Below are 24,073 nucleotides of genomic sequence, written 5' to 3'. Positions count from 1 at the left end.
CGCAGATCGCGCCCTAACCGGACGTCCGCTTCCGGGCCGCGTCAACGGCGCGGTGAACAGCCGCAAATGGGCGTAAGCGGACAAGCAGGCAGGCATGATCCATCTCTGGATTCGGCTGACGATATTGCGGCCTGCCGGTGCATCGGTAAGCTCCGTCGCGGCATAGGCTGCTTGCCGATCACGAGTTGCTGTGGGCTGTGATCGGCCGCGGCGGAGGGGGGCTCTGCCGCCACGGAGGGCGACAGCGCGCGATCAGTCGCGACGTCGGCGTGTCAATTTTCTCAGCTGGGCTTGATTGAGTTCCCGGGTCCGCTTGCGATCGGCAATCAACGCCCGTCGAAGAGCGGCACCGTGCAGAGGCTGTGCAATCCACCTTGACGACCGCGCGCGAGCACGCCGCACTTTACGTTTCGCGGGTGACAGCCTCCGTGCCTTTTTGGGCATTGACGCTCCAGCCTGGCTCGGTGCGGCATTGGCCTTCTGCGCCACCGGAATGTTGCCACCTTCAGCTGGAACTGCGGTCGAGATAGCGGCTGGCTGCGGCCTGACAGGCGGTGCGATGGAGGCTTTTGGGGTTTGGGCGACGGGAGCCTTGACCAGAGCCGGGCGGGGATCTGCCTGGCGGGCATAATAGGCTGCGCCAACCGTGCTCATGATCCCCAGAACGACTGCGGCGATCGCCGAGTATCGTGCCGTACGGATGCTTCGTTGGTTACGGGCCGTGAGGACCGCCAAACGCTTGTCGATGTCCTGACGCTGGTTCGCGAGCGCCCAGAGCGCCGCGTTGCTCCCGATCCTTGCGCCGTAGTGCGAACCCGGAATCGTGCTCGCGGCGACCAGATATTCCCGATCGGCCGGCTCGATGGCCGGCGGTTGCAGGGGAGAATCGTCGGGGAGTGTTTCCGCAGACCGGGTTGCCGTTGAGGGAGATTCGCTGCTTGCCATGGAAAAGCTACGTATCAGATTGAATTAGGTTTTATGCAGCCAATCGGTCCCGACATAGCACACCGACGCCAATACTCCCCGGATGCAGGCCGGGTCCTGCTTCAGGCCGCGATCGATCCTCGAGGCGCGGGGCCATTCGGTCGCGACGTCTGGGGCTTGGGCGCGGTGGCGGCCATATACCCGACCAGCATCCACAAGGGGGCGGCGACCTTCATCGAGAAGATCGCGGTGCCGCCGATCATCATGTTGGCGAAGAGATAGACCGCGGTCGCCCAGGCGCAGCGCTTCGAGGCGGTGTCCGTCGCGCGCTGGCCAAGCGAGAAGAACAGCCAGATCGCGATCAGTCCGAAGATCGAGCTGGAGGCGGTGACATAGCCGAAGCCGGTGTCCATCAGATGCCGCGCCTTCATCGCATTCGCACCGAATATGGTCGGAATGTCGAGCTTGCGCAGCGCCTCGGTGGTGATGCCCAGCCGGCCGATCAGATCATCATTATGCGTCACAGTGTCGCCGACGGCGAGAAACGCCAGCAGGACCAGAACCGGTGCGATCAGCAGCGTGAGTCCGCGCGACAGATACGGGAAGATGAAATATCCCATCATCGTCACCACCGCCAGCGCCGACGACGTCCGCGTGTTGTTCGACAGCAGGATCAGCACGATCGTCGTCACCATCGTCGTCCGGATGGCGACGCTCAACCGTCCCCATGTGGCGACGAGGAACACGCAGAGGATACCGGCGAAGTTCGCATTGGAAACCTGCTCGAGGAACACCGACGAGGTCCGCGCGCCCGAAAACACCCCGAAGGAAAAGCGCGATTCGAACCCCGCCGCATTGTTGAACAGGCCGGTCTCGTTGAACTCGCTCACCTCCATGCCGCGCGTTGCCGCATAGTAATTGCCCGGCTGGAATACCGACACATAGGCGGTCGGGAAGGCGATCTCGAAGATCAGCACCGTCAGGGTGATGATCGTCAGCAGCGCAAAGGCGAGATGCACCTGGGGAAAGCTGCACCGACGACCGAGCAGGAAGAAGGACGCGATGATCGCGACGTTGCGAAAGGCATCGGGGAACACCGCATCGCTCGCGAGCGACGTGAACACCGCAAGGAGCGCAAACAGGTAGAGCAAGCCGATCGCCGGAGCGTCTTCGCCGTCTGGGCGGCGCTTGAGCAGCGCCAGCCCCATCGCGCCGCCGAGCAGCAGCCCCTCCATCGCGATCGGCGCCGCGGACGTGAGGCCCTTCACATGCGCGCTGATGATCGCGAGCATCGCATTGTACAGGCTCGCGGAGACGACGAGCGTGACCGCGAGGATCCCGAACCTGTGATCGCTGATCAGCGCCTTGCCGCCGGTTGGCGTCGCCGTCATGCGCCGCGCCCTGATCCCGGTGATAGGTTGTGAAGTCTTCATGATGTCACCGTTTGCAGTTGGTGCGGATGATCGAGGCCGACGCGCCGTTGGACGAACATTCTACGGCTGCCCGTCGATGGCCAGCCCTAAATCCCAACTAGGATGTGCCGAGTTCGGCGGCGGCGGGCGGCTTGCGGCCACCGCGCAGCAGCCTGTTCATGCCCTTGAGCAGCGGGAGTTCGATGGTCCGGTGGACGACGATCCCGGCGACGCTGCTGACGACGAGCGCGAGGATAACGAAGACGGCACCGTTCGCCATGCCCAGATCGAGACCGACGACATGGGCCGCGACGCGGGTGCCCGCGATCACGAAGATATGGCTGAGATAGATGCTGTAGGACGCGTCGCCGAGCAGGAACAGTTTCGGCAGGTCGGGCAAATGGCCCGAGATCTCGATCTGCAGCGCCGCGCACAGCAGAATGACCGCGGGTATGCCGAGGACAATGAATTGCGAGACGGAAGGCCTTTCGAGATCCATCCAGAACAGCATGGCGAACGCGCCAAGCCCTGCCACCGCCCAGATGCCGGGCGACAGGCGCGGAAGACGGCGGATCGTACACGCCAGAACAATCCCCGCGAGAAATTCGGCGAGGCGGTCCGTACCGTAGAAGGCCGCGGTCGTCCCGGAGAGCCACGTCTTGGCCGATACGTACACGAGCGCCAGCAGCACGGCGACGAACAGGGGCCTGAGCGTCTGCCTGACGGCCAGCGCGCAGGCAAAGACCGCGTAGAACATCATCTCGGTATTGAGCGTCCAGCCCGGAACGATGACCGGGGTCAGGACCTCCGCATTGGTCGCGGCAACGGCCGGGTTCCAATAGGGGAGAAACAGGAGCGAGAAGCCGAGATGCGGAAGGTCGAACTTGGTCGACCGCAACAGATCGCCGAAGAACAGCGCGACCATCGCGGCAAATATCGTCAGAACCCAGTAAAGCGGCGCGATCCGGATCAGGCGCTTGACCAGGAAGTCGCCGATGCCGACCTTGCGATCCCTGGTCGTCCACCACATGACGAACCCGCTCAGGACGAAGAAGATATCGACGCCGAACGATCCAGACATGGGAAGTTCGCGAATATGCGCCACCTGCTCGACTTGTACGACCGCGTGGAAATAGACGACGGCCAGTGCAGCGATACCGCGCAGATATTGCAAGGACGACAGGTGCATCCCGGATTTTGGTACGGAGGTCACTGATTGTCCGCCTTACAGTTTAAACAGGTTTACGGGCCCTGCGGCACGCAACCGGTGCTGCAGGACAGGATATTCGACTATTATACGCGTCGATTTCGGCATCTGACGGGGGTACAACCTCAGAGTCATAGGGTGCTCGTCGAACCACGTCGGCGGTTCAGCGTCATGTCGACGGGCTTAAAACCGCATTATCAGATAGATAGAGGGCATATCTGACCGCACGCTGGTCCCCATCCGGTGTCGTGAGCGGGCTTCTGGCATAGAATGGCGCCGACTTCCACGGGATTCCCGGCGTCGGCGCGACCCGGAATGGCACTGACCGCGGCGGACAGGCATGTCGTCGCATCAAAGCATTTGGTTACCGGGCGATTCACTTTGCCGATGATCTCGACCATGTTCATGCCGAACACGCGTCACCTGTGTCACACGCATGACGGCATTTGTCGAACTCTGTCAGTAATTGTGACGCTCCCAATAATTATTCATCGCCAACGTCTTGTTGCGGAAGAAAAATTTAACACAAATTGGCTATTTGAAGGATCGCACTGTGCTTCACATCGAGAGCACGGCATTCCATCCAAACCTCGTAGGTGAAGTAAGATGATTCTTCCTCGCGTCATCGCCGCTGCCACGGCCCTGCTGTCCTTCGCCACGGCCGCCGAGGCCGCGCCGCGGTTCGGCGTCAATCTCGCGGGATGTTCGTTCGTCGCGAACGGCGCCCTGTGCCCGACCGTGGCCGACGTCGCCTGGTACGTCGACAAGGCCGGGTTCCGCAGCATCCGCCTGCCGTTCAACGGCAGCCAGATGAATGACCCCGTCGTCCTCCAGCGGGTGGTCGACGTGGTCAAGGCGGCCAACGCCCGCAACGTGCCCGTGATCCTCGACCGCCATGACTATAAATGGCCGACGCCGGCGGAGCAGATCGCATTCTGGCTGCCGATCCTGCGCAAGCTCGACAATTCCGAAATGGTCATGATCGACCTGATGAACGAGCCGCGCTTCTTCACCGATCCCGTGGTGACGAACGACTGGATGCAATGGGTTCGCGATACCAACCAGATCGTCGCGGGCATTCGCAAGGCGGGGTTCAAGCACCGGATCCTTGTCGAGTGGCCGCAATGGTCCGCGTCATTCCGGTTCGACAAGAACGAACCGGCGAGCCGGGACTGCGAGAGTGCTGCATGCGCGATCGATCGCTCGGGCGGCCTCATCGATCCGCTGAACCGCATCATCCTGTCGCCGCATCGCTATTTCGACACCGGCTCCAGCGGTACTAATGCGGAGTGCGTCAGCGAACCGGCGGGCGACGGCGGACTGAAGATCTTCGCTGCGGCTGCCCGGAAGCGGGGATATCGGGCGATCCTGGGCGAATATGCACTGGGAAGCTCCAAGGGGCTGCCCGCATCCTGCACCGCGATCGCGGCGAACGTCGTCAAGTCGATCAAGACCGACAGCGACGTCTGGCTCGATGCGATGGCCTGGGGTGGCGGTCGCGCGTGGACGGAATCCTATTTCTTCAAGATCGAACCGACCAAGGGCACCCGGGAATCGGTACCCGTGGCGGCCTACACGAAGATGATCGCGGGACAGTAATCCGCGGGGCCCCCTCCCTCGCAGGCGCTGCGTGAAGGGCCGTATTCCGGCTCTTCACGCCCCTACCGGCCGACCTGCATCAGGATGGCGTCGGAGGGGAGCAGCTTGTCGAGGAAGGGTAGCAGCGCGGCGCCGATGACCGGTGCGTCGGCGGCGAGGGCGCCGCGGATGATCGTGGTCATCGGGGGCTGTACGGTGACCGCCAACGCGCCGGCGAGGCGGGCGATCAGGCGGTCGAGCAGCGCGGTGTCGAGCCGGCCGCCGATGACGATGGCGTCGGGATCGATCAGGCAGGTGATGTTGATCAGCGGTGCGATCAGCGCCTTTGCGGCGAGATCGACCCAGCGTTCGAGCACGCGGTCGGTCTGCGGATCGGCGGGCCGGATGTTCTTCTGGCTTTCGACATCGAGGCCGGCGTCCTTCAGCATCTGCAGCAGCGCCGAGATCGAGACGATGTCCTGCACGACCGCGCCCGGCGCCGGGTTGGTCGCGTCGGGCAGCAATCCCAGTTCGGCGCTGCGCTTGTTCGCGCCCTCGACGAAATGGCGGTCGATCATCAACCCGCCACCGAGCCCGGAATTGATCAGGATATAGAAGAAGCTCGCCAGCGGTGACCCCGCCCCCGCCTGCGCCTCGCCGATCGCCGCCGCCGCGGCGTCGTTCTCGATCACGGTCGGCCAAGGCATGACCGGGGCGAGCAGCGCGGGGATCGAGAGGCCCGCCCAGCGATCATAGTCCGACGGCCGCCCGGGCAGCGTGATGACCCCCAGATCATTGGGTACCGCGACCCCGACGCCGATCACGCGGTCGCGTCCGACCCCGGCCTCCGCGAGCAGCGATTCGAGGTTGTGCGCGACGAAAGCGACGACGTCCTCGGGCATCGCAAAGGCGATATCCTGCGCGATCCGGCTGCGCACCTGACCCGCGAGATCGAGCGCGACCAGCGTCAGGTGATCGCGATCGATGTTGAGGCCGATCGCGACGCAGCCCAGCGGCTCGATCGTCAGCTGGATCGCCGGTTGCCCGCGCGGCCCCTGAAGGCGACCGACCTCCTTCACCAGACCCGCGTCGATCAGCCGGCGCGTGATGTTGGCGATCGTCGGCGCGGTCAGCCCGGTCGTCCGGCTCAGCTCGACACGGCTGGTCTCCGGGCTGAGCCGGATGGCCTGCAGAACCACGCGCTGATTATAGTCGCTCGCACGCGCCAGGTTCGTGCCCGACAACGACACTGCGAGGCGCGCACCGCGCGCTTCCCGTATCGGCTTGTCCATCGTGATATGCCCCTCCGACGTATTCTTACACGTCCGGCGAAAGAAAAGTCGATGGGCCCGGCCGGGATCATCGATCCGCCCGGGCCCTATCACGCGCCACCCCGCTGCAACCGCATGGAAAACCGACCGCGTGAAAGAAAATTAAATTTCTTAATCTGCTTGCGCCCCGGTACGTCGCCCCCTAGCCTCGACCCCAGCACATCAGGTCGCGCCTCCGTTCAATGGTGCGACAGTATCTTTCCGGCAATCCCGACAAGGACGCCGGGCACGGACGTGTATTGGAGAGGCGCATTGGCAGCATCACGAGGCATCGCCTGCAAGGACACCGGGCGATTGGCGGAGCGTGTACGGAGCAATGTTCTTCCCGGACTTGCGTGTGCGGAGATGTCGGCCGCATGATCGGGGTGACATCTTCTGCACTACTTCGCCGCGACATGCTGAAGGCCGGCGCTGCGGCGCTGTGCACGGCAGCGGCGACGCCCGCGTTCGGGGTCGCGGCGGCGGCGCCCGTTGCTGGCGGCGCCCGGCCGCCGCGCGATCAGCGTCGCTTCGTCAGCCCGGCGGTCGAGCAGGAGATCGTGCGGGTGAAGGCGAGAATCGCGGATCCCGCGCTGCGCCATCTGTTCGAGACCTGTTATCCCAACACGCTCGATACGACGGTCCGGTTGGGGATCGTCGACGGCAAGCCGGACGGGTTCGTCATCACCGGCGATATCGAGGCGATGTGGCTGCGCGACAGCTCGGCGCAGATGCAGACCTATGTCCATCTCTGCCGCCGCGACCCGGCGCTGCGCCGCCTGTTCCACGGCGTCATCCAGCGCCAGGCGCGGTGCATCCTGATCGATTCCTACGCCAATGCCTTCATGGCGGATCCGCAGGCCAAGTCGAACCTGGGCGCGATCGACGACCTGACCGAGATGCGCGCGGGCGTTGCCGAACGCAAATGGGAGCTCGATTCGCTGTGCTATCCGATGCGGCTCGCCTATGGGTACTGGAGCGAGACGCGCGATACCGCGCCGTTCGACGCGCTCTGGGCGAAGGCGATGGCGCGGGCGGTGGCGACGATGCGCGAGCAGCAGCGCAAGACCGATGACGGCCCGTACCGGTTCGAGCGCGTCAATCGCCACGCGACCGAAACGCTGATGCTGAAAGGCGTCGGTGCGCCGACACGCAAGGTCGGGCTGATCCATTCGATGTTCCGCCCGTCGGACGATGCCTGCACGCTGCCCTTCCTGATCCCGTCGAACCTGTTCGCGGTGTCGGCGCTGCGCATGCTCGCCAAGGTTCATGTCGAGGCGCGGCACGACAGCGCCGCGGCGGCCGAGTGCGTTGCGCTCGCCGACGAGGTCGACGCGGCGCTGCGCACGCATGGCCGGATGGCGGATCGCGCAGGCGGCACGGGTGGCACGGGCGGGGACGTCTGGGCGTTCGAGGTGGACGGGTTCGGCAATGCGATCTTCATGGACGATGCGAACGTGCCGAGCCTGTCGGCGCTACCGCTGCTCGGCGCCGCGTCGCGCACCGATCCGCTGTACCGTCGGACCCGGGCGGCCGCCTGGAGCGCGCGCAACCCGTATTTCTTCACCGGCAGCGCGGCGGACGGGATCGGCGGCCCGCACAAGGGGCTGGGCATGATCTGGCCGATGTCGATCATCGTCCGCGCGATGACCAGCGACGACGATGCGGAAATCCGGCAATGCCTGCGCTGGCTCAAGACCACCGACGCGGGCACCGGCTTCATCCACGAATCGTTCGACAAGGATGACCCGAAACGGTTCTCGCGGCCCTGGTTCGCCTGGGCGAACGGGCTGTTCGGCGACCTGATCCTCGATCTCGAGCGGCGCCGCCCCGCCCTGCTGCGCGAGACCTTCTGATTCCCCCGACCGCCCGACCTTTAGGAGACCACCGCGTGATCCGCGCCACCCGTCGCGAGCTGCTTGCCGGCTCGACCCTTGCCGCGTTCGGCACGGCCCTTCCCCTTGCCGCACACGCGCAGTCGCCGGCAGTCACCAGGCCCGACCTGTTAATCGGCACGGGCGGGCATGGCCATACCTTCCCCGGCGCGACCCTGCCGTTCGGGATGGTCCAGCTTTCGCCGGATACCAACAATCATGGCTGGGATGCCTGTTCGGGCTATCACCAGTCCGACCGCTCGATCATGGGCTTCTCGCACACGCATTTGTCGGGGACCGGGATCGGCGACATGCTCGACGTGCTGCTGGTGCCGACGCGCAAGCCGCTGAAGCTCGTCGCGGGGCCGCGCGAGACGCCGTCCGACGGCTATCGCCAGCGCTATACCGACGAACATGCCGAGCCGGGCTATTACCGCGTCAAGCTCGAGTCGGGCGTGCTCGCGGAGCTGACCGCGACCGAGCGGACCGGGCTGCACCGCTACACCTTTGCCAAGGGTCCGGGGCATATCCTGATCGACCTGACGCACTGCAAGCAGGAGACCGCGGAGGAGGCGATCCGGATCGAGGACGCGTCGCTGTCGATCGGCGAGGACGGCCTGCTGACGGGCAGCCGCCAGGTCTTCCGCTGGGCGGAGGGGCGCCGCATCCATTTCGCGATGCAGCTGTCGCGCAAGCCCGACCGCGTGCAATTCTATGGCGACGGCGACACGCCGGTCGCGGGCGGCGGGCGCGGCGTGACCGGGCACCGGCTGAAGGTCGCGCTGTTCTTCGACGATGCGGGCGCGGCACCGATCCTGGTCAAGACCGGCATCTCGGCGGTCGACGTCGCAGGCGCGCGGGGCGCGCTGGCCGAGGCACCGGGCTGGACGTTCGACGCGACCTGCGCCGCCGCGCGGCGAATCTGGGCGAAGGAACTGGACATGGTCCGGGTCGCGGGCGGGACGCCGGCGCAGCGGACGATCATGGCAAGCGCGCTCTACCACACGCTCATGGGCCCGACCTTGTTCAGCGACCGCGACGGTCGCTATGTCGGGCTCGACCAGCAGGTCCACACCCTGCCCGCGACCGAACGCGCGTACAGCGCCTATTCGCTGTGGGACACGTATCGCGCGCTGCATCCGTTGATGACACTGGTCCGTCCCGACATGGCGGAGCGCTTCGTCCACGATCTCATCCGCCAGACGCAGCAGAGCCCCTATGGCCCGCCGACCTGGCCGTTGCAGGGGTTCGAGACCGGGTGCATGAACGGCTGGCATTCGGTCGCAGTGCTCGCCGAGGCGCATGCCAAGGGGATCAAGGCCGATTATGCCGCGGCCTGGCCCAATATCCGCCGGCGTGCCTTCGACCCGCAGTACAAGGACAGCCTCGCGACGCTCGGCCGCGATCATTACATGCGGCTCGGCTATATCCCCGCGGACAAGATCAAGGAGTCGGTCAGCCGGACGCAGGAATATGCGTATGACGATCATGCGATGGCGCTGCTCGCCGACGCGATCGGCAAGACCGACGATGCGGCGCTGCTCCGCAAGCGCAGCGGCAACTGGCGCAACGTGATCGATCCGAAGATCGGCTTTGCCCGGCCGCGCTTCGCCGACGGAAGCTGGTGGGCGGCCTATGATCCGATCCAGCTCGGCCACATGCCGCAACCGCGGTGGCGGGACTATACCGAGGCGAATGGCTGGCAGGCGACGTTCCTGAATCAGCACGACATTTACGGGCTGATCGCGCATTTCGGCGGCGATGCGGCGTATGACGCGAAGATCGATTCCTTCTTCAACGCGCCCTCGACGCTGCCCGCCAACGCGCCACCCGACATCGCCGGGCTGGTCGGGCAATATGCGCATGGCAACGAGCCCGGGCATCATGTGGCGTATCTCTATGCCTATGTCGGGACGCCGTGGAAAACCCAGGCGATGGTCCGCCGCTTATGCACCGAGATGTACAAGGACGATCCCGACGGCGTGATCGGCAATGACGATTGCGGCCAGATGAGCGCGTGGTTCATCCTGTCGTCGCTCGGCTTCTATCCGGTCGATCCGACGACGGGGATCTATGTCTTCGGGTCGCCGCTGTTCGACAGCGGCGAGATGCGCGTCGGCGCGGGCAAGACGCTCCGGGTGCGCGCGATCGGCAATGCGCCCGACCGGCCCTATGTCCAGTCGGTGCGCTGGAACGGCAAGCCCTGGACCCGCAACTGGATCGCGCATGCCGACCTGATCCAGGGCGGCGAGCTGGAATTCACGATGGGCGCGAAGCCGTCGCGCTTCGGCACGCGCGCCGAGGACCGTCCGCCCTCGGCGCCGCGCTGACGCCCGCTGCCGGGGGCGGGATCAGAAGAAGGTCTCGACCACCTCGACGCAGGTGAAATCGTCATCGACCACCAGCACCCGCCGCCATTTGTCGAAGGTGAGGCACGGGTGCGAGATGTCGAAGGCGATGACGTCGCCGACCGCGATGTCATCGCCGGGGGTGATCGCCAGATAGGCGTGCTGGTCCATCAGCCCGGTCACCGCCCAGTGCGCGGGGGCGTCGACCGGGCGGCGGTCGCGCGCCTTGCGGAACAGCGTCGCAGGCCGGGGAAGCCCGGCATCGAAGGCGACGTCACGCTTGCCCATCGCGATGACCGCGCGCGCCGGATCGGGGATCGACTGCACCACCGCCCATACGCGCAGCGCGGGCAGCAGCGCGTCGCCAAAGCTCGGCGCGACCGGATTGCGTTTCAGGATCTGTTCCTGTGCGATGCGGTACAGGCCGTCGTCATGGCTGATGTAGCAGCCGGGGCGCAGCACGACCTGGACGTCGCCGGCCTTTGCCAGCGCGGCGGTTTCCTCCGCGACCACGTCGTACCAGGCCGAGCCCGCCCCCGACAGGATCGCGGGCGTCCGCGCGATCCGCCCCGTCGCGAGCAGATCGCGCGTGATCGTCACCGCACGACGGATGAAGTGCCGGACCTCCGCCTCGTCGCTCAGCACGCCTTCGTAGAATTCGACCCCGGCGAGATGGAGATGCCCCGGCCAGTGCGCGACCGCGTCGAGCACCCCGGCAAGCGCGGCGGCATCGCGGACGCCGGTGCGGAAGCCCGACTGGTCGGGTTCGGGGGCGAGTTCGACGAGCAGGTCGAGCGACACGTCGGCGGCGCGGCACGCCTCTCCGAGCAGCGCCACCCCGGCGGCGGAGTCGACGATGCAGATCAGCCGCAGCGCAGGATCGGCGAGCAGATCGACGATCGCGGCGATATTGGCGTCGCCGACGATCTGGTTCGCGATCAGGATGGTGTCGATGCCGTGCGCCGCCGCGACCTGCGCCTGCTGGCTGGTGGCGACCGTGATGCCCCAAGCGCCGGCATCGATCTGGCGCTTGAACAGCGCGGGCGCCATCGTCGTCTTGCCATGCGGTGCGAGCGACACGCCATAGGCATCGATGAACGCGCGCATCCAGTCGAGATTATGCTGCATCCGCCGCGCATCGAGCACCGCCGCCGGAAACATGACGTCCCCCGCGAGCAGGTTCCAGCGCGCGGCCGCATCCCGCCCGATACCCTTGTGCAGCTTCACACCGACGTCGCTCACGGCAGACCTCCCAGATAAAGAAAATTGTTTACATTATTTCGACCCGCGGTGACAGTGTCGATCCAGCCCGGCCACGACAGACGCGTGGCACTGACCTCTGGAACCTCTGGGAGGTGAAATGATGGCGACAGTCATTGCCGGTGTCGACGTGTATGACGGCAGCGGCGGCGCGGCCTTCCGCGCCGACGTCGAGATAGGCGACGGGATCATCGCGCGGGTCGCGGCAGCCGCCGCGTCGCCGCCGCCGGGCGCGATCGACGGGCGGGGCCTGGCGCTCGCACCCGGGTTCATCGACGCGCACACGCATGACGATCTGGTCGTGATCGCTGCGCCCGCGATGACCGCGAAGGTGACGCAGGGCGTGACGACGGTGGTGGTCGGCAATTGCGGGATCAGCGCAGGCAGTGATCTGAGCGCGCATGCCCCCCTGCCCGACCCGCTGGTGCTGCTCGGTGGCGCGGACGAATTCCGCTATTCCGATTTCGCGGCCTATGCGCAGGCGGTCGATGCCGCGGTCCCGGCTACCAATGTCGTCGCGCTGATCGGCCATACCGCGCTGCGTGCGCGGCACATGAGCGGGTTCGACCGCGATGCGAGCGACGACGAACGCGCGGCGATGCGCCGCGACTTGGAGGACGGGCTGGCGGCGGGGGCGTTCGGGCTGTCGACCGGGCTCGCCTATGCCAATGCCAACGCCGCCTCGACCGCGGAGGTGATGGCGATCGCACAGGCGTTGCGCGGTACCGGCGCGCTCTATTGCACGCATCTGCGCAGCGAGGCGGCGGCGATCGTCCCCGCGCTGGACGAGGCGTTCGCGATCGGCCGGCACGCCGCCGCGCGTGTGATCGTGTCGCACCTCAAATGCGCGGGCGCGCCGCAATATGGTCGCAGCGGCGAAATCCTCGCGATGCTCGAGGACGCCGATGCGCATCAGCCGGTCGGGTGCGACTGCTACCCCTATACGGCAAGCTCCTCGACGCTCGATCTGAAGCAGGTCGTGCCGGAGACGCCGATCCGGATCACCTGGTCGGACGCCGAGCCCGCCCAGGCGGGACGGATGCTCGCGGACATCGCGGCCGAATGGGACGTCGACCTGCGCGCCGCCGCAACGCGGCTGCAACCGGCGGGTGCGGTGTATCACTGCATGACCGACAGCGATGTCGACCGGATCCTCGCGCATCCGCTGACGATGGTCGGGTCGGACGGCCTGCCCTGCGATCCCCGACCGCATCCGCGGCTATGGGGCAGTTTCCCGCGCGTGCTCGGCCATTATGCGCGCGACCGCGGCCTGTTCCCGCTGGCGACCGCGATCCGCAAGATGACCGGGCTTCCCGCCGATCGCTTCGGCCTGCACGACCGCGGCTATGTCCGCGAAGGGCTCGCCGCGGATCTCGTCCTGTTCGACCCCGCGCGGATCGCCGACCGTGCGACCTATGACGAGCCGACGACCGCAGCGGATGGCGTGGACGGAGTCTGGGTCAACGGCGTCGCGACGCTCGCGCTCGGCCGACCGACCGGCGCCCGCGCGGGCCGCCTGCTGCGCCGCGCAAACCCCATTACCCAGTGAAGGAATGATCAGATGACGGACGGACTCAAGCGTTATGGCGTCGAAGGCGGCACCGGCACCGGTGGCCAGCATCTGCCGTTCGCGCGCGCGGTCGGCGCGGATGGCTGGCTGTTCGTATCGGGCCAGGTGCCGATGGTCGATGGCGAGGTGATCGACGGCGGCATCATCCCGCAGACGCATCAGGCGATCCGCAACGTGCTGAAGATCCTCGAGGAAGCCGGATATGGCCCCGAGCATCTCGTACGCTGCGGCGTATGGCTGGACGACGCGCGCGACTTCATGTCGTTCAACCGCGTGTTTCAGCAATATTTCGGCGCGCATCCCCCCGCGCGCGCCTGCGTCGTGTCGCAGATGGTCGTCGACTGCAAGGTCGAGGTCGACTGCGTCGCCTGGAAGAAACCGTAAATGCAGCCGGGCGGCATGCTGCTGACCGAGGCGGCGATCGCCGTCGCCGCGCTCATCGTGCTGATCGTGCGGGTGCGGCTCAGCCCATTCATCGCGCTGACGCTGGTGTCGCTCGCGCTCGCGCTGGTCGTCGGCATCCCGCTCGGATCGATCGTCAAGAGCTTCGAGGCGGGCGTCGGTGGCGCGCTCGGGCATATCGCGCTGGTCGTCGGGCTTGGCACGATCCTCGGCAAGATGATGGTCGAAAGCCGCGGCGCGGAGCGGATCGCGGACAGCGTGATCGGCTTTTTCGGCCCTGCGCGCGCCGACTGGGCGATGATGACGGTCGCGCTGATCGTCGGCCTGCCGGTGTTCTTCGAGGTCGGCTTCGTCCTGCTGGTGCCGATCGTCTTCACGCTGGCGCGACGGCTCGGGCAGCATCCGATGCGGATGGGGCTGCCGATGGCGGCGGGGCTGTCGGTGGTGCATGCGATGGTCCCGCCGCACCCCGCAGCGTTGCTGGCGACGCAGGCGTATAATGCAGATGTCGGGCTGACCGTGCTGTTCGCGCTGATCGTCGGCATCCCGACCGCCGCGATCGCCGGACCGCTTTATGGCCGGCTGGTGATCCGGCATCTCGCACCGCAGCCGATCGCCCCCGCCGCGGTCGTCGAGGCCGAGGACACGCGGAGCCTGCCCGGCTTCGGCATCGTGCTTGCGACATTGCTGCTGCCCGTCGTGCTGATGCTCGCCGGCAGCCTCGCGACGATGATCGCGCTGCCCGGATCGCGGCTCGACGGCATCCTGCGCTTCGTCGGCACGCCGGTCGTCGCGCTGCTCGCCGCGGTGCTCGTCAGCTACTGGACGCTGGGGCTCGCGCGCGGGATGAACCTCGGGACGATCCAGAAGTTCACCAACGACTGCCTCGCGCCGACCGCGATGATCACGCTGGTGGTCGGCGTGGGCGCAGGATTCGGCCGCGTCCTGATCGACAGCGGCGTATCCGACGCGATCGTCGCCGCAGCGACCAGCGTCCATATGCCGATCGTCCTGCTCGCCTGGCTGATCGCGGCGCTGATGCGCGTGGCGACCGGGTCGGCGACGGTGTCGATGGCGACCGCCGCGGGGATCATCGCGCCGCTGGCCGCGGCCAATCCCGGGATCCGGCCCGAACTGCTGGTGCTCGCGACCGGCGCCGGATCGGTGATCCTCAGCCACGTCAACGATGGCGGCTTCTGGCTGGTGAAGGAGTATTTCGGGCTGAGCGTCGCCGACACGATCCGCAGCTGGACCGTGTGCGAGACGCTGATCTCGGTGGTCGGTCTGGGGCTGACGCTGCTGCTGTCGCTGGTCGTCTAGCCTATTTGCCCCCGATCGTCGTCGCGGGGCTGTTCCACCCGCGCAGCCGCACCGTGGCGACGCCGCGGTCGCCGGGATAGGCGACGGTGACGTCACGCGTCTCTCCGGGCAGCAGCGAGACGTAATTGTCGCTGAAATAGGCCGGCAGGATCTGCACGCCCTTGCTGTCGAACAGTGTCAGCTTGGTCTGCAACGCGGGAGTCGTGCCCGGATTGGACAGCGTGACCCGGAGCGATCGCTCGCCCGCCGCCGCCGTTCCTGCCGCCACGTCAGCCCGAAGCGTGGCCTGCGGCATCGCCGACAGCGCGCGCAGATCCGCGGGGTTCGCCGCCTGCCAGTAGAAATTCTCCGACACGCGGCTCCCGTCGGCGGCCGACGCGTCGAGCCGGACCAGCACCGGCCCCTTCGCGAGAGCGGCATCGAGCGCCAGCGGGAAGAGCGCGACCGTGGCGTTGGCGGGCAGGTCGACGGTCTGCGCGTGGGTCGCGACGGTCGCGCCGGTCAGATCGGTGACCCGCGCGGTGGCCTTCACCCCGGTCAGCGGCCGGCGCGTGGTGTTGACCATCACGACCTGACGGCCCGGCTGGTTCATCTGGATATGAACCGGCTCCGCCCCCTTCTTGGTGCCGTAGAACGCGGCGTGCGTGTCATAGTCCGACGAGTAGATCTGGAAATCGCTCGAGGGCCAGGCGGGGTGCGTCATCCACAGCATCCGGGCGCTGTTGGTGGTCCACAGCCCGGCATTGAACCCTTCGAAGATCGCGCGGTGCGATTCGTAGGTGAGCATCTGCGCCTTGCGCTCGAAATCGGCGAGATCCCGGGCCGGACCGAATTCGGTGTCCATCGCGCGCACGAAGCTCGCCATCGACACGCCGCGTTCCTGGTGCCAATCGTGATAGACCCAGGTGTCGCTGATCGGCCAGCGATCCTCGACGGGGACGGTGCGCTGCCACGATTCCAGCGTCGGAAAGCTCGCCGTGCCGACCTCGATCGCGAAGCCGTGCGGATAGCCGGTGAAATAATCCTCCGGCGGGTGCCATTCATAGGGCCCCGATCCGCCGAGATTGATGACGCGCGAATTGCCCTTGTAGAGACGGGTGCCGTCCTCCTGCCAGACCATGTCCTGCAGCGCGGTCTGCAGGATCGGCTGCGGCACGCCTTCGTTGCGGCCGAACCAGAGGATGATCGACGGGTGGGTGCGATAGCGCCGCACCACGTCACGTGCATTGGCGACGAACAGCGGCACGTCCTGCGCCTCCGCGTCGTTGTCCTGTGTCGACTCCCAGAAGTCGTTGAGCACCATCAGCCCGTGGCGGTCAGCGAGCGCGTAGAACGCCTCTTCGGTGCTCTGCCCCATCCAGTTGCGGATGATGTTCATCCCCGCCTCGCGGTGGAGCCGGAAATAGGGGGTCAGCCGGTCGGTGCCGACCCGCTTCATCATGTCGTCCATGCCCCAGTTGCCGCCGCGCGCGGCGATGCGGACGCCGTTGACGCGCAGCACCATCTGCGGCGACAGCGGATCGTCGGGCAATGCGGTGACCGCAGGCGATGTCTCCGCCCCCGGCATCAGCGAATTCGCCCAGCCGCCGCGGACCTTGCGCAGCGCCGGGTGGCGTTCGTCGATCACCGGCGTGCCGAGATCATGCGCGAGCGCGGTATCGACCAGCACACGCCGCAACGCCCCCGTGGTGTCGAGCGACGACAGTTCATACGTCACGCTGCGCATCCCGAAATCGAGACTGCGGCGGTCCGACACGACACGGTCGCTCGCCACCGTCAGGTCGAGCCGGTGCAGCGCCGGATCGCCATAGCCGTTGGGCCACCAGAGTTTCGGCTTCTGCACCGCGAGTTGCGGGAAGCTGCTCGGGGTAAGGCGCACGACCTGGCTGGCACCGGCCGGAATCGTCACGGTCCGTTCGACCGCGACATCGTCGAACGCCGCGCGCACGGTCGCCGAGGCGGGCGCGGTGCCGTGGTTCGTCACCGGGACCTCGATCGAGACCTCGGCGACCGCATTGTCGGGCCGCGGCAGGCGGGTCGAGACCGCCGGATCGCCGATCGTCACGAACCCGGTCGCGGCGAGATCTACACCCTGCCACAGCCCGGTGTTGCGATCGCGCACGCCAGGGATCCAGTCCCACCCCTCGCTCGCGCCGAAGGTCGGACCGTCGCTCATCAACGCGCCGCCATTGTCGCCGCGCCCGCCGGCGAGCGACTGTTCGTGCGCGATGCCGGGATGCGGCGGCGGCGCGACCAGCACCGCGATGCTGTTGCGCTGCCCGGGCCGGAGCCGGTCGGTCACGTCGAACCGCCCGCGGATAAAGGCGCCCTTCACGTCGCCGATCGCGGTGCCGTTGACCCAGACCTGCGCCGCATAGTTGACGCCGTCGAACGTCAGCGTCAGCCGCTTGGCGGGGGTCGCGGGCAGCGTGAATTCGCTGCGATACCACCAGGATTGCCGCGACAGGCTTTCGGGGATCGCCATGTTGTTCAGGCCGATTGTCGGATCGGGATAGACGCCGCGATCGACGAGCGTCGTCAGCACCGTGCCCGGCACGGTCGCGGCATGCCACGAGCGCGCATCGAACCCCGGCTGCGAGATCGCGGCCCCGTTCGCCGCCACGGTCGGCGCCGCGACGAGACGCCAGGCATTGACGGCATAATGCCCCTCGCGCGTCGGCGCGAGCGCGGGGGCGGTCGATACGGGGCTTGCGACGGGCTTCGAGAAGGGCGCCTTGCCGGTCGGGAGTTCCCAGGCCGGTTGCGGGGCGGTCAGGCCATATTGCGTCTTGACCTGCAGCGGCCAGGACGGGCTGGCATCCTCGAACCGGATCAGCGCCGCGTCGGGCTGACGCCGGGCGAGCGTGGCGATCGCGGGTGCGCCGAGCAGCACGGGATCGAGCGCGAACGCAGCGATCCGCCCTGCAAACCCGGCCTGGCCGGGCAGGCGCGGTCCGAGCGCGACGACGCCGGTGGCCGGCGGCATCGCCTCGGCGGTGGCGGTGCCGACGAGCCGCCCGTCGACGAAGAAGCGCACCCGGCCCGCATCCGCGGTCGCGGTCAGCAGGTGCCAGGACTCGCGGGTGATCGGCGCAGCGGCGCGGAGCGTCGTGGCGCCCATCTGGAAAACGGGCTTGCCATCGTCGAGCGCGAACATCCGTGCGGCCGCGCCGGCGGGGTTGCCGATCGCCGCGACCGGCACGCGTCCCTTGGGCAGCAGCGTCGGGTTGATCCAGGCGCGCATCGTCCATTGCGGCATCGGCGGCAGTGCCTCGTCGGCGGCATAGCCCTGTACCGGACGTTCGAGACCGTCGGACCCGGCGAGGAACACCGCGTTATACGGCCCGATCGCCGCCCGCTTCGGGTGCGCGATCCGCGACGACGGCCAGTCGACCTGCTGTGCCGCCGCCTGCGCCGGCCCCTGCATGGCCGCGACGCCGGCGCACAGCGACGCCGTATAGATCCTGATGGCACACATCTCGCAGGCTCCCCTTGGGTGTCGTTCGCGTTATTTCGGCAGCACGGTCCGCGTCCCGGTGATCGTCACGTCCGTCCAGATCCCCGCCGCGTCCCCGGGCTGCCCGCCGCCGACGAACAGCCGGTAGCGACCCGGCACGACGGCATGCGTACCGTCATGCTCGACCATGCCGAGGCTGCGCGGATCGATGGCGAAGTCGACGGTGCGGGCTTGGCCGGCGCGCAGCGGGATCCGGCGGAACCCGACGAGCTGGCGTTGCAGCACGGGAATCGTCCGCCCCTGTTCCTGCGGGTCGACGGGTGCGAGATAGGCCTGGACCACTTCGTCCCCGGCGAGCTTGCCGGTGTTGGTCACGGTGACGCTGACCGCCAGCGGCTGTCCCGCGGTCACCGTCGCGATCGGCGCCGTCTTGGGGGCATAGGCGAAGCGCGTGTAGCTGAGGCCGTGGCCGAACGGGTAGAGCGGCGTACCGCTGAAGAAACGGTAGGTCCGGTTCTTCATGCTGTAATCGATATAGGCCGGTAGATCGCGCGTCGTGGCATAGACCGTCACCGGCAGACGCCCGCCCGGATTGATATCGCCCGCCAGCATCCGCGCAATCGCGGTCCCGCCGGACTGGCCCGGATACCAGGCGGCGACGACCGCGTCGGCATGGTCCCTGCTCCACGGATCGGCGATCGCGGAGCCGGTCAGCTGCACGACCACGATCGGCTTCCCGGCGGTGGCGAGCGTTTCCAGAAGCGCGCGCTGCGGCTCGGGCAGTTCGATCGCAGTGCGGTCGCCGCCGAGGAAGCCCGGCACGTCGAGCCGCAGCGCCTCGCCCTCGAGCGTTGGCGACAGGCCGGTGAACACCACGACCACATCCGCTGCACCGGCGGCGGCGAGCGCCTCGCCGCGCTGCGCGTCGATCGGCGCGACCCAGCGCAGGCCGATCCCGCCATCCTCGCTTGCGTGCACATAGTCGATGCGGAGGTCGTGCGGTTTGGCGTCGGTGACGGTGACTTCCGCCTCGACTGCGCTATCGCTGCCGTCGTCGGTGATCAGCGGCTTGCCGTCGAGCCACAGCTTCACCGGATCATGGCCTTCGCAGTCGAAGCAGCGGGGGACGTCGAGCCGCAGCCGGTAGCGGCCGGGGCCCGGCGGCGTCAGTTGCCCGGTCCAGCGGACGCCGTAGCCTTTGCCCGACAGTCCTTGAACGGGCGGCGCGCGATCCCAGTCGAAGTCGATCGTGCGGTCCTGCCGGGTCGCGACCCGCCGGGTCATCGCGCCGTCGCTGAAATACTCGCCTGTCAGCCCCGGCCTGCCGTTCGCGGACAGGGCGGTTTCGGGTACGGGCAAGGCGACGCCCGCCGCCAGCCCGCTGCCCTGCGCATAGGTTACGCGATCGGCGCCGAAACGCGCGCGAATGCCCTGCAACGGCGTGATCGGCGCGCTGGCGGTGCCGTGATAATTCGCCTCGAGCACGTCGAGCGAGTCGGCATTGGGCCCGATCACCGCGATCCGGGTCCCGGGCTTGAGCGGCAGCCGGTCCTTGTTGGTGAGCAGTACCAGCGACTTTTCCGCCGCGGTCTGCGCGAGTGCGCGGTGCGCGGGCGTGTCGACCTGCGACGGCGCGATGCGCGTCCAGGGGCTGCGCTGGCCAAAGGCGATGCCGAGTGCCGCGCGCGACGCGAGGACACGACGCAACGACGTGTCGATCGCGGCTTCGGGTACCAGACCCTTGCGGACCGCGGCGGGCAGCGCATCATAGCTCGGCCCGCAATCGAGATCGGTGCCCGCCTGCAGCGCCGCCGCGGCCGCCGAGGGCAGATCCGGGCGGTAATAATGGAAGACGGAGATATAGCCGACCGCATCGCAGTCCGACACGACCATGCCGTCGAACCCCCAGTCGCCGCGCGCGCGGTCGGTCAGCAACGCGGACGACGCGCAGGCGGGTACGCCGTGAAGCGAGTTATAGGCGCACATGATCGACCGCGCGCGGCCTTCGGTTACCGCCATGCGGAAGGCCGGCGTGTAGGTCCCGGCCATGTCGCGCGGGGAGATATCCGCGTCAAAGCTGTTGCGCCCCGCCTCCGGCCCCGAATGCGCCGCGAAATGCTTCGGCGTCGCGATCGCCCTGGGATGCGCGGCGTCGGGCCCCTGGATGCCGCGAACGAACGCGACGCCCAGCTTGCCCGTCAGATAGTGATCCTCGCCATAGGTCTCCTGCCCCCGCCCCCAGCGCGGATCGCGGAAGATGTTCAGGTTGGGCGACCAGATGTGCAGCCCCGCGAAACGCCGCCGGTCGCGCGTCGAGCGCACGGCGTTGTACTTCGCCCGCGCCTCGGTCGAGACGACCGTGCCGACCTGATCGAGCAGCGCGGTATCCCAGCTCGCCGCCAGACCGATCGCCTGTGGAAAGACGGTCGCGATCCCGTTGCGCGCGAGGCCGTGCAGCCCCTCGCTCCAATAGTCGTACGCGGGCAGATCGAGCCGGGGCAGCGCCGGCGCGCTGCTGCCGAGCTGCGCGGCCTTCTCCTCCAGCGTCATCGCCGCGATCGCCGTCTCGACCGCGGGTGGCGTCGGTTGAAGATCAGGCGCCTGAACGTCGGCGGCCATCAGCAGGAACGGCAGCATCGGCTTTCCCCAGTTAATCGGATCCGATGACCGACCCGGTCATGCCCAACGGCATACCGGGCCGGGGTCATCAGAAGTTCGCGCGCATGCCGACCCGGAACGCGCGTCCGACGACGTCGTAGAGACCGGGGTTGGTGATATCGCTGGGGACGGTGGCGGCGTCCTTGTTGAACATGTTGTCCACCTTGACATAGCCCTGCACCGCGTCGGTGAATTTGTACGAGGCGCTGATGTCGACGTAGAAGGCGCTATCGAGGTGATTGCGATCGATCGTCGGGTGATCGATCGTCGAGACCGGGCAGTTGGTCTGGCAGACGATATATTCGTTGCTGATCACGCCCGCGCTGATCCACCGCTCCTGCAGCGTCATGCTGAAGAGGTCGGCCGTCCAGTCCTGGACCGCGAGGACCTTCCAGCTCGGCGTCGCACCCTGCCCCAGATTCACGCCCGCCCCCTGGATGGGGATCGTGTTGGGCAGGCCGCGATCCGAGACGAAGTTCTTCACATGCGTCGCCAGACCACGCAGCGACGCCTGCCCCGGCAGGCCGATGCCCGACAACGGGACCTGGTAGCTCGCCTCGATGTCGAAGCCGTCGGTGAAGATCGACGCGAAGTTGAACGGCTGGACGGTGACCGACGCGTTGTTCGGATCGCTGATGTCGAAGCTGTTGCAGGTGAAGGTCACGCCGGCGAAGCAGAGGTTGATCTGGGTCTGCGCATCGAGCGCCGCGATCGCGCTCTTGATCTTGATGCGGTAGTAATCGACCGAGATGTTCAGCCGCGGCGCCCAGGACGGACGCGACAGGATCACGCCGAATTCGGTATTGCGCGCGACTTCGGGGCGCAGCGCGGTGTTCCCCGTGGTCGTCTGGAGCACGGTGAGCGTGCGACCCGGATTGAACGGATCGGTCGTGCCGGTGCGATTGCTGGTGACCGGCGCGGCGAAGAGCTCGCTCAGATTGGGCGCGCGGATATCGCGCGAGGTCACGCCGCGGAAACGGATGCCGTCGACCGGCGTGTCCCAGGTCGCGCCGACCTTCCACGTATAGACCGTCCCCGACGTGCTGTAGTTGGTCGCGCGCCCGGCGGCATTGAGGTTCGCCTTGCCGACCCCGTCCGAGTTGAACAGCGGCGCATTCACCTCGAGGAAGGATTCATACACGCTATAGGCGCCGCGGCCGTCGCGGTAATTGCCCGCATACCAGTTGCCGCCCTGCGGGTTCAGCAGCGGGTCGCTGGGATATTGCGCGTCGTAGGCACCGCTGGTCACGACGCCATTGCCGTAGGGATCGGCGTTCACCTGATAGAATTCATGCCGATATTCGCTGCCGAACGCGACCGACAGCGCGCCGGCGGGCAGTTGCAGCGGCTCGCCGCTGACCGAGAAGCTCGCGACATCCTGGGTCTGGCGCGTATGCTGATATGGTCCGTTGCCCGGAAGGATATAGGCGAGCGCCGCGGCGCTGGGCGTCTGGCCGCCGATGATGTTGAGCGGGACGCAGCCGCTGGCGACCGCGGCGGGATTGGCGCAGGTGATGCTGCCATCGGGCGCGCGGACCGCCTGGATCGCGGCATTGTAGCGCGGCATCAGCGGGATATCGCGGACGGTGATGTCGGTGATGCCCGTGCCGTGCTGGTAATAGGCATCATAGCGCCAGTCGCCCCCGAACGCCTGGATCTTGCCCTTCGCGCCGGCGACGAAGCGATATTGCTCGCGCTCGGTGCGGACGCTGATCGAGTCGGGGAAGATCGCGTTGTCGACGCCGTAGCGGAACTGGGTGATCCCGTTCGCCGCGCAGGCGTCCTGGATCGAGGTAGGGACATAGGGGTTGGCGCACTGGAGCGTCAGGTTGCCGAACTGCGCGGATCCGACATTGGGAATGTTGCCCGTCGTCACCCGGGCGACGTTGACGGTGGTGTAAAGTTCATTGTCGGGATCTATGTCGAAGCCGATCCGGCCATAGCCGCTGAGCCGCGTGATCGTCGACTTGAGCGAATTGGCGTTGGTCACGTTGCCCGACCGGTCGCCGCCTTCGCACACGCCGTTGTAGCAGCCGAGCACGTTGCCGTTCGCATCCTTTAGCGGCACGCCGTTCGAGCCATATTCGAACTGACGCGGATTGCCGTTCACGTCGAACGCGGTGCCCTGGAGCGGACCGGCGGTGATCAGGCCGTAGAGCGCGGTATTGTTCGCCTGGGTAAAGCTGCGATCGAGATATTGCGGGCCGCCGTCATTGGTGATGCCGCGGTTGATCAGGTTGCGCGAGACCAGCCAGTTGCGCCCGCCCGGGCCGCTGCCGTCGGGGTTCGATCCGACACCGAAGCCGGCCGATCCGATCCCGTCCTCGTGGCTGTATTCGCCGCTGCCGATGAGATGCAGCCGGTCGTTGAACAGCGATTTCCCGACCGCCGCCTGGACCGTGTGGTTGCCGTCATCGCCGTAGGTGCTGATGCCCGACTGGAGATTGGCCTTGAAGCCGGTGAAGCGGGTATTGGTCACGAAATTGACCACGCCGCCGACCGCGTCGGAGCCGTAGGAGGCGGAGGCGCCCCCGGTCACGACGTCGACCCGTTCGATCAGCGAGACCGGGAACAGGCTGACATCGGCGACGCCGGTGACGTTCGCGCCGACGACCCGCTGGCCATCGATCAGGGTGAGCGTGCGGATCGGCTGAAGGCCGCGAAGACTGAGCGCGCAATTTGACGCCGCGCTGCTGGCCGTTGCTCTGCTGATAATTCTGCTGCGCATCGGGCTGCACCTGACCCAGCCGGTT

At 67.2% G+C, this 24,073-nt stretch carries 14 protein-coding genes; 6 read left to right on the top strand and 8 right to left on the bottom strand.

From position 1 onward, the window contains the following. Positions 1 to 252: 252 nt before the first annotated feature. The 3 genes from sphst_RS20560 to sphst_RS12015 form a co-directional block, all read right to left on the bottom strand. Positions 253 to 945: a hypothetical protein gene (locus sphst_RS20560; protein ID WP_156360242.1), complete on the bottom strand. Its 693-nt coding sequence runs from the start codon at positions 943 to 945 to the stop codon at positions 253 to 255. A 101-nt stretch (positions 946 to 1,046) separates the two neighbouring features. Continuing rightward, a complete protein-coding gene (locus sphst_RS12020; RefSeq protein WP_031394691.1) occupies positions 1,047 to 2,315 on the bottom strand; it encodes a hypothetical protein in 1,269 nt (422 codons plus the stop codon). A 139-nt stretch (positions 2,316 to 2,454) separates the two neighbouring features. Beyond that, a complete protein-coding gene (locus tag sphst_RS12015) occupies positions 2,455 to 3,549 on the bottom strand; it encodes an acyltransferase family protein (RefSeq protein ID WP_159043597.1) in 1,095 nt (364 codons plus the stop codon). Positions 3,550 to 4,149: 600 nt separating this feature from the next. Here sphst_RS12015 and sphst_RS12010 point away from each other — a divergent pair. After that, a complete protein-coding gene (locus sphst_RS12010; protein WP_031394693.1) occupies positions 4,150 to 5,142 on the top strand; it encodes a cellulase family glycosylhydrolase in 993 nt (330 codons plus the stop codon). A 62-nt stretch (positions 5,143 to 5,204) separates the two neighbouring features. Here sphst_RS12010 and sphst_RS12005 read toward each other — a convergent pair whose 3' ends face one another. After that, entirely contained in the window at positions 5,205 to 6,413 is a 1,209-nt protein-coding gene (locus sphst_RS12005; protein ID WP_107045584.1) for an ROK family transcriptional regulator, read from the bottom strand. Positions 6,414 to 6,808: 395 nt separating this feature from the next. Between sphst_RS12005 and sphst_RS12000 the strand changes: the two genes are divergently transcribed. Beyond that, entirely contained in the window at positions 6,809 to 8,287 is a 1,479-nt protein-coding gene (locus tag sphst_RS12000; protein WP_107045583.1) for a glycoside hydrolase family 125 protein, read from the top strand. Positions 8,288 to 8,322: 35 nt separating this feature from the next. Beyond that, positions 8,323 to 10,635: a GH92 family glycosyl hydrolase gene (locus sphst_RS11995; RefSeq protein WP_107045582.1), complete on the top strand. Its 2,313-nt coding sequence runs from the start codon at positions 8,323 to 8,325 to the stop codon at positions 10,633 to 10,635. Positions 10,636 to 10,656: 21 nt separating this feature from the next. Here the strand turns inward: sphst_RS11995 and sphst_RS11990 are convergent, their stop codons facing one another. Next, on the bottom strand, positions 10,657 to 11,895 hold the full coding sequence (locus tag sphst_RS11990) for an amino acid deaminase (RefSeq protein ID WP_031396227.1): 1,239 nt from the start codon (positions 11,893 to 11,895) through the stop codon (positions 10,657 to 10,659). 121 nt (positions 11,896 to 12,016) lie between these two features. Here sphst_RS11990 and sphst_RS11985 point away from each other — a divergent pair, with 121 nt between their 5' ends. From sphst_RS11985 to sphst_RS11975, 3 genes are read left to right on the top strand one after another with little or no spacing between them, the layout of a single operon-like run. Next, positions 12,017 to 13,462, top strand: a complete 1,446-nt coding sequence (locus sphst_RS11985; protein WP_234387612.1) for an N-acyl-D-amino-acid deacylase family protein — start codon at positions 12,017 to 12,019, stop codon at positions 13,460 to 13,462. Between the two features lie 12 nt (positions 13,463 to 13,474). Further along, a complete protein-coding gene (locus sphst_RS11980) occupies positions 13,475 to 13,867 on the top strand; it encodes a RidA family protein (protein ID WP_031395232.1) in 393 nt (130 codons plus the stop codon). Next, complete coding sequence (locus tag sphst_RS11975; RefSeq protein ID WP_107045580.1) at positions 13,868 to 15,205, top strand: GntT/GntP/DsdX family permease; 1,338 nt, start codon at positions 13,868 to 13,870, stop codon at positions 15,203 to 15,205. 1 nt (position 15,206) lies between these two features. Here sphst_RS11975 and sphst_RS11970 read toward each other — a convergent pair whose 3' ends face one another. The 3 genes from sphst_RS11970 to sphst_RS11960 all read right to left on the bottom strand — a co-directional run bounded on the left by sphst_RS11970 (position 15,207) and on the right by sphst_RS11960 (position 24,048). After that, a complete protein-coding gene (locus tag sphst_RS11970; protein WP_107045579.1) occupies positions 15,207 to 18,683 on the bottom strand; it encodes a glycosyl hydrolase 2 galactose-binding domain-containing protein in 3,477 nt (1,158 codons plus the stop codon). A 30-nt stretch (positions 18,684 to 18,713) separates the two neighbouring features. Next, positions 18,714 to 21,299, bottom strand: a complete 2,586-nt coding sequence (locus tag sphst_RS11965; RefSeq protein ID WP_199848967.1) for a glycoside hydrolase family 3 protein — start codon at positions 21,297 to 21,299, stop codon at positions 18,714 to 18,716. A 70-nt stretch (positions 21,300 to 21,369) separates the two neighbouring features. Then, complete coding sequence (locus tag sphst_RS11960) at positions 21,370 to 24,048, bottom strand: TonB-dependent receptor domain-containing protein (RefSeq protein ID WP_234387611.1); 2,679 nt, start codon at positions 24,046 to 24,048, stop codon at positions 21,370 to 21,372. Between the last annotated feature and the right edge of the window lie 25 nt (positions 24,049 to 24,073).

The sequence above is a fragment of the Sphingomonas sp. STIS6.2 genome (assembly GCF_000732685.2).
Classification (GTDB): domain Bacteria; phylum Pseudomonadota; class Alphaproteobacteria; order Sphingomonadales; family Sphingomonadaceae; genus Sphingomonas; species Sphingomonas aerolata.
Note: the sequence above shows the minus strand (reverse complement) of the source record. Positions and strands in the feature narration are given on the sequence as shown.

Excerpts from the sequence above, each read along its gene's own strand:
- sphst_RS20560 (WP_156360242.1), bottom strand. The coding sequence starts at position 945 with ATGGCAAGCAGCGAATCTCCCTCAACGGCAACCCGGTCTGCGGAAACA.
- sphst_RS12020 (WP_031394691.1), bottom strand. The coding sequence starts at position 2,315 with ATGACGGCGACGCCAACCGGCGGCAAGGCGCTGATCAGCGATCACAGG.
- sphst_RS12010 (WP_031394693.1), top strand. The coding sequence starts at position 4,150 with ATGATTCTTCCTCGCGTCATCGCCGCTGCCACGGCCCTGCTGTCCTTC.
- sphst_RS12005 (WP_107045584.1), bottom strand. The coding sequence starts at position 6,413 with ATGGACAAGCCGATACGGGAAGCGCGCGGTGCGCGCCTCGCAGTGTCG.
- sphst_RS12000 (WP_107045583.1), top strand. The coding sequence starts at position 6,809 with ATGATCGGGGTGACATCTTCTGCACTACTTCGCCGCGACATGCTGAAG.
- sphst_RS11985 (WP_234387612.1), top strand. The coding sequence starts at position 12,017 with ATGGCGACAGTCATTGCCGGTGTCGACGTGTATGACGGCAGCGGCGGC.
- sphst_RS11980 (WP_031395232.1), top strand. The coding sequence starts at position 13,475 with ATGACGGACGGACTCAAGCGTTATGGCGTCGAAGGCGGCACCGGCACC.
- sphst_RS11975 (WP_107045580.1), top strand. The coding sequence starts at position 13,868 with ATGCAGCCGGGCGGCATGCTGCTGACCGAGGCGGCGATCGCCGTCGCC.
- sphst_RS11970 (WP_107045579.1), bottom strand. The coding sequence starts at position 18,683 with ATGTGTGCCATCAGGATCTATACGGCGTCGCTGTGCGCCGGCGTCGCG.
- sphst_RS11965 (WP_199848967.1), bottom strand. The coding sequence starts at position 21,299 with ATGCTGCCGTTCCTGCTGATGGCCGCCGACGTTCAGGCGCCTGATCTT.
- sphst_RS11960 (WP_234387611.1), bottom strand. The coding sequence starts at position 24,048 with ATGCGCAGCAGAATTATCAGCAGAGCAACGGCCAGCAGCGCGGCGTCA.